Here is a 6,888-nt window from a genome sequence, read left to right as displayed (position 1 = left end):
GGTTGCGGGCATCGATGCAGGCACGCAGAGCGTGAAGGTGGTGGTGTACGACGCCGCGGCTCGGGCGATCGTGGCCAGCGCCAGCGCGCCGCTCGACCTGATCAGTGGGGACGACGGCAGCCGCGAGCAGCACGCCGCGGAGTGGGTCGCCGCGATGCAGACGTGCTTCGACCGCATCGATCCCGCCGTGCGTGCGCGCATCTCCGCGCTGGCGGTCTCGGGCCAGCAGCACGGTTTCGTGCCGGTGGATGCCGCCGGTGAGGTGCTCGCCCCGGCGAAGCTGTGGTGCGACACCAGCACCACGGGCGAGTGCGCGCAGATCATGGAGGCGGTCGGTGGTTCGACGGCGACGATTGCGCTGGCCGGCAATCCTATCCTCGCCGGCTACACCGCCTCCAAGTTGCCGTGGACCAAGACCCATCGCCCCGAGGCCTACGCCCGGTTGGCGACGATCCTGCTGCCGCACGACTACCTCAACTTCGTGCTCACCGGCGAGCGCTTCTGCGAGTGGGGCGACGCCTCCGGCACGGGCTGGCTCGATGTGCGCACGCGCGCGTGGTCGAAGGAGCTCCTGCACGCGACCGATGCGGATCGTGATCTGGCCGCGTGCCTGCCGCCGATCGCGCCGCCCGAGGCGCTGTTCGACATCGACCCGGCCATGGCGACGCGACTGGGGGTGCCGGCCACGACGAAGGTCGCCGTCGGTGGCGGCGACAACATGATGGCGGCCATCGGCACCGGCTGCGTGGAGGAGGGCCGCCTGGCGATGAGCCTGGGCACCTCGGGCACGCTGTTCGCCTACTCGGACGTGCCGGTCGTCGATCCCGACGGTGCCTGGGCCGCGTTCTGTTCCTCCACTGGCAGCTGGTTGCCGCTGATCTGCACGATGAACTGCACCGTGGCCACCGAACAGGTGGCCAAGACCTTCGGTTTCAGCACGCGCGAAGGCGATGCCCACCTGCAGGCCACGCCGCCTGGCGCGGACGGGTTGGTGATGCTGCCCTTCCTCAACGGCGAGCGCACGCCGGACCTGCCCCGCGGCAAGGGCGTGCTGGCCGGGATGGACCCGACCAACATGACCCCGGCGCACCTCTACCGCGCGGCGATGGAAGGGGCGACCTACAGCCTGAAGTACGGCTTCGATGCCTTCGTGCGCGCCGGCATGGCCTTCGAGCGCATCGTGCTGACCGGCGGCGGCAGCAACAGCGCGGCCTGGCGCCAACTGGTGGCCGATGTGTTCGGCCTGCCGGTCGATGTGCCGGTACAAGCCGAAGGCGCCGCGTTCGGTGCGGCCCTGCAGGCGTTGTGGGCCCTCGGCCGTGCCGAGGGCGATGCGGCCTCCATCGCGGACATCGCCCGCACGCACGTGGCGGTCGATCCCGCGTTGTCCACCAGGCCCGATGCGTCCCGCGCACCGGCTTATGCGGCGGCCTACCGCCGCTTCCTCCAGTACCTCGATGCCGTCACCCCGCTGCAACGCGGCTGACGTCCCCCACGCGACATCTCGCACACCCACAGGATCACGCACCATGAGCACGCAGCCCTTCATCGGCGCCCAGGAATACTTCCCCGGCATCGGCCGCATTCCCTTCGAAGGGCGCGGCTCGGACAACCCGCTCGCGTTCAAGGTCTACGACGCAAACAAGACCATCGGCGGCAAAACGATGCAGGAGCACCTGCGCTTCGCGGTCTGTTACTGGCACACCTTCTGCAACGCCGGCCATGATCCGTTCGGCCCGGGCACGCGCCACTTCCCGTGGGAAGCCGGCTCGCCGATGGCCACGGCCGAAGCCAAGGTCGATGCGGCGTTCGAGTTCTTCACCAAGCTGGGCGTGCCGTACTGGTGCTTCCACGACATCGACCTGGCCCCGGATGCCGAGGACATCGGCCAGTACGAGAAGAACCTCAAGCACATGGTCGGGCTGGCCAAGGCGCGCCAGGACGCGACCGGCATCAAGCTGCTGTGGGGCACGGCCAACCTGTTCTCGCACCCTCGCTACATGAATGGTGCGTCGACCAATCCCGACTTCGCCGTCGTCGCACGCGCCGCGGTACAGGTGAAGGCCGCGCTGGAGGCCACCGTCGAACTGGGTGGCGAGCACTACGTGTTCTGGGGCGGCCGCGAGGGCTATGCCTCGCTGGTCAACACCGACATGAAGCGCGAAGTGGCGCACTTCGCCCGCTTCCTGACCATGGCCCGCGACTACGGCCGCAGCATCGGCCTGAAGGGCAACTTCCTGATCGAGCCCAAGCCGATGGAGCCGATGAAGCACCAGTACGACTTCGACAGCGCCACCGTGGCCGGCTTCCTGAAGGAGCACGGGCTGGAGAAGGACTTCAAGCTCAACATCGAAGCCAACCACGCCACGCTCTCCGGCCACACCTTCGAGCACGACCTGCAGGTGGCCTCCGACCACGGGCTGCTCGGCAGCATCGACGCCAACCGCGGCAATGCGCAGAACGGCTGGGACACTGACCAGTTCCCGACCGACCTGTACGACACGGTCGGGGCGATGCTGGTGGTGCTGCGCCAGGGTGGGCTGGAGGGCGGGTTGAACTTCGATGCCAAGGTGCGCCGCGAATCGACCGACCTGGAAGACCTGTTCATCGCCCACATCGGCGGCATGGACGCGTTCGCGCGCGGCCTGGAAGTGGCGCACGCGCTGCTGACCGAGTCGCCGTGGGAACAGTGGCGCAAGGAGCGCTACGCCAGCTTCGACAGCGGCAAGGGCAAGGACTTCGAGACCGGCCAGCTCGGTCTGGCCGACCTGGCGGCGTTGGCCGCGACGCAGGGCGAACCGAAGCAGACCAGCGGCAAGCAGGAGCGTTACGAGAACCTGCTCAACCAGTACCTGTTGCGCTGACGATCCAGCAGGAACGGGATGGAGTCGAGGGTGCCTGGCGGAGATCTCCGCCGGCACTCCGGCTTGGATCAAAGACCAGGGGAACCTTCGATGGAACATGCAGCACTGCGCACCGGTGAGAACACCCGCTTCATCATCCTCATCAGTCTGGTGGCGACGATCGGCGGGTTCCTGTTCGGCTTCGACAGCGGGGTCATCAACGGCACCGTCGACGGGCTGAAGGCCGCGTTCGGCTCCGATGCGGCCGTGACCGGCTTCAACGTCGCATCGATGCTGCTGGGCTGCGCGATAGGCGCCTGGTTCGCGGGCACGCTCGCAGACCGATATGGACGTCGCACCATGCTGCTGTGGTCGGCCGTGTTCTTCCTGATCTCGGCCTGGGGGTCGGGCATCGCGACCTCGTCGCTCGAATTCGTGGTGTACCGGGTCATCGGGGGATTCGCGGTCGGCGCGGCGAGTGTCATGTCGCCCGCGTACATCAGCGAGGTCTCGCCGGCACGCTATCGGGGCCGGCTGGCGACGGTGCAGCAGATCGCGATCATTTCGGGCCTGTTTGCTGCCTTCCTGAGCAACTATGTCCTCGCCAAGTTCGCCACTTCATCGTTGGCTCCGCTATGGCTGGGCTTTGAAGCGTGGCGCTGGATGTTCTGGGTGGAGATCCTGCCGGCTGCATTGTTCCTCGGCGCGTTGCTGTTCATCCCGGAGAGTCCGCGCTATCTGGCGGCCAAGGGCCGGAAGCAACATGCGCTGAGCGTGTTGACGCGGCTCTACGGCGCTGCGACCGGCGCAACCAAGCTCTCCGAGATCGATGCCTCGCTTGCGTCTGATCATCACGCGCCACGGCTGTCCGATCTGAAGAACAAGGCGACCGGCAAGATCCGCCCCATCGTCTGGGTCGGCATCGGCCTGGCGACGTTCCAGCAACTGGTCGGCATCAACGTGGTCTTCTATTACGGCGCGGTGCTGTGGCAGGCCGTGGGCTTCTCCGAGAACGATGCGCTGGCCATCAACGTATTGTCCGGCGCGCTCAGCATCGGCGCCTGCATCGTCACCGTATTGCTGGTCGATCGCATCGGCCGCAAACCGCTGCTGTGGATCGGTTCGGCCGGCATGGCCGTGACGCTGGGGCTGGTCGCCATGGCGTTCGCCACCGGCAGCCTTGATGCGGCAGGCAAGCTCCAGCTCTCGGACAACATGGGCGTGTTGGCGCTCGTGGCCGCCAATGCCTATGTGGTGTTCTTCAACCTCTCGTGGGGCCCGGTGATGTGGGTGATGCTGGGCGAGATGTTCCCCAACCAGATCCGCGGATCGGGCCTGGCCGTGGCCGGTCTTGCGCAGTGGGGCGCCAACTTCCTGATCACCTGGACCTTCCCGATGTTGCTGACCGGTATCGGCCTGGCCGGCGCCTACGGTCTGTACACGATCGCAGCGGCGATCTCGGTCTTCTTCGTGATCAAGTACGTACACGAGACCAAGGGACGTGAACTGGAGCAGATGGAGGGATGAGCGCGATGACGAACCGAAGTGCGATGCGGAGGTGTCGTGGTGCGCTGCTGACCGCCCTGATGCTGGCGCTGGTCGCCTGCAAGGGCGACGACAAGGCGGCCTCACCCGCGACCGCCGCCGATGCCACTCCGTGGCCGCAGGTCGCCTGGCCGCTGGCCGAGGACGCGGCGCTGGAGCAGCGCATCACCGACCTGATGGCCACGATGACGGTGGAGGAGAAGGTCGGCCAGCTGGTGCAGGGCGATATCGCCAGCATCACGCCGGACGACGTGCGCAAGTACCGGCTCGGCTCGATCCTGGCCGGCGGCAATTCAGACCCCGGCGGGCGCTACGACGCCTCGCCGGCCGAGTGGCTCGCGCTGGCCGATGCCTTCTACGAGGCGTCGATGGATACCTCGCAGGGCGGCAAGGCGATCCCGGTGATCTTCGGCATCGATGCCGTGCACGGGCAGAGCAACATCGTCGGCGCCACGCTGTTCCCGCACAACATCGGCCTGGGCGCGACGCGCAATCCGGATCTGCTGCGCCGGATCGGCGAGGTCACCGCGCTGGAGACGCGCACCACCGGCATGGAGTGGGCGTTCGCGCCGACCGTGGCGGTGCCGCAGGACGACCGCTGGGGCCGTTCGTACGAAGGTTATTCGGAATCGCCCGAGATCGTGGCCAGTTACGCCGGTGCGATGGTCGAGGGCCTGCAGGGCAAGGTCGGCACGCCCGGCTTCCTCGACGGCCGCCACGTGATCGCCTCGGTGAAGCACTTCCTCGGCGATGGCGGCACCACCAACGGCAAGGACCAGGGCGATACGAAGATCAGCGAAGCCGACCTGGTGCGCATCCATGGCGCCGGCTATCCGCCGGCGATCGCGGCCGGCGCGCAGACGGTGATGGCCTCGTTCAACAGCGTCAATGGCGAGAAGATGCACGGCAACAAGCCGTACCTGACCGACGCGCTGAAGGGCCGCATGCAGTTCGGCGGCTTCGTGGTCGGCGACTGGAACGGCCACGGCCAGGTGAAGGGCTGCACGAACACCGACTGCCCGGCCACGATCAACGCCGGCCTGGACATGGCGATGGCCTCCGATAGCTGGAAGGGCTTCTACGAGACCACGCTGGCGGCGGTGAAGGCCGGTACGATCAGCCAGGAACGGCTGGACGATGCGGTGCGCCGCATCCTGCGGGTGAAGGTCCGCCTAGGCCTGTTCGAGGCGGGCAAGCCGTCGACGCGCGCCGTCGGTGGCCAGTTCGCCCTGCTCGGCGCCCCGGAGCACCGCGCCGTGGCACGCCAGGCGGTGCGCGAATCGCTGGTGCTGCTGAAGAACGCCGGCGGCGTGCTGCCGTTGGCGCCGAAGCAGCGCATCCTCGTGGCCGGCGATGGCGCGAACGATGTCGGCAAGCAGGCCGGCGGCTGGACGCTCAACTGGCAGGGCACGGGCACCACGCGCAAGGATTTCCCGAACGCGGACTCGATCTACGAGGGCATCGCGCAGCAGGCGAAGGCGGCGGGAGGCGAGGCGATCCTCGCCGTCGACGGCACGTACACGCAGAAGCCCGACGTGGCGGTGGTCGTGTTCGGCGAGAATCCGTACGCGGAGTTCCAGGGCGACCTGCAGACGCTGTTGTACAAGCCCGGCGATGACAGCGATCTGCAACTGATCAAGCGGCTGAAGGCCGAGGGCATCCCGGTGGTGGCGGTGTTCCTGAGCGGGCGCCCGCTGTGGATGAACCGCGAGATCAACGCCGCCGATGCGTTCGTGGCCGCCTGGCTGCCGGGTTCGGAAGGCGCGGGCATCGCCGACGTTCTGCTGCGCAAGGCCGATGGCAGCGTGCAGCACGACTTCAAGGGCAAGCTGAGCTTCAGCTGGCCGCGCACGGCCACGCAATACGCCAACAATGTGGGACAGGACGGCTACGACCCGCTGTTCGCGTTCGGCTTCGGCCTGACCTACGCCGACAAGGGCGACCTGGCCGCGTTGCCGGAAGACTCCGGCGTGAGCGGCGATGAAGGCGCGACGGGCGTGTTCTTCGCGCGCGGCGAGGCCGGTTCCGGCATGGCGTTGCGGCTCGAAGGCGCGGACGGGCAGGGCGTGACGGTCACCAAGGTGCCGGAGGCGCTCGACGGCGAGCGGCTGAAGGTCACCGGCGTGGATCATCAGGCACAGGAGGACGCGCGCCGTCTGGCCTGGTCGGGCAAGGGCGAGGCGGTCGCGGCGTTGCAGTCGCACACGGCGCTGGACCTGCAGCGCGAAAGCAACGGCGACGTGATGCTGTTGACCACGTTGCGCGTGGATGCGGCGCCCAGCGGCGAGGCCTGGCTGTCGGTCGGCTGCGGCACCGGATGTACCGCGCGCGTGGCGCTGGCGCCGACGCTGGCGACGTTGCCGGTGGGCCAGTGGACGCGCGTCGGCGTGCCGCTGAAATGCCTGGCCAAGGCAGGTGCCGATGTCGCCAAGCTGGATCGTCCGTGGTCTGTCGGTAGCGCCGGGACGATGACGATCTCGGTATCGCGCGTGGCGCTGGG

At 68.0% G+C, this 6,888-nt stretch carries 4 protein-coding genes; all 4 read left to right on the top strand.

Annotated elements, in window-relative coordinates:
• Positions 1 to 1,486: xylulokinase (xylB, locus tag CYU89_RS03680; protein WP_296278871.1), on the top strand; the 1,486-nt coding region annotated here is incomplete at its 5' end.
• A gap of 43 nt (positions 1,487 to 1,529) precedes the next feature.
• The gene (gene xylA, locus CYU89_RS03675; protein ID WP_296278870.1) at positions 1,530 to 2,864 is read left to right on the top strand and encodes a xylose isomerase; all 1,335 of its coding nucleotides are present in this window, start codon (positions 1,530 to 1,532) and stop codon (positions 2,862 to 2,864) included.
• A gap of 90 nt (positions 2,865 to 2,954) precedes the next feature.
• The gene (locus tag CYU89_RS03670; protein ID WP_296278869.1) at positions 2,955 to 4,370 is read left to right on the top strand and encodes a sugar porter family MFS transporter; all 1,416 of its coding nucleotides are present in this window, start codon (positions 2,955 to 2,957) and stop codon (positions 4,368 to 4,370) included.
• Between the two features lie 5 nt (positions 4,371 to 4,375).
• Positions 4,376 to 6,888 (top strand): exo 1,3/1,4-beta-D-glucan glucohydrolase (locus CYU89_RS03665; RefSeq protein ID WP_296278868.1); only part of this gene is annotated, 2,513 nt, incomplete at its 3' end.

This window comes from Pseudoxanthomonas sp. (assembly GCF_002863005.1).
Taxonomy (GTDB): domain Bacteria; phylum Pseudomonadota; class Gammaproteobacteria; order Xanthomonadales; family Xanthomonadaceae; genus Pseudoxanthomonas_A.
This window is presented reverse-complemented; position numbering and strand designations above follow the sequence as displayed.

What these genes read in the sequence shown, in the direction of transcription:
- xylA (WP_296278870.1), top strand. Translation starts at nt 1,530, where the DNA reads ATGAGCACGCAGCCCTTCATCGGCGCCCAGGAATACTTCCCCGGCATC.
- CYU89_RS03670 (WP_296278869.1), top strand. Translation starts at nt 2,955, where the DNA reads ATGGAACATGCAGCACTGCGCACCGGTGAGAACACCCGCTTCATCATC.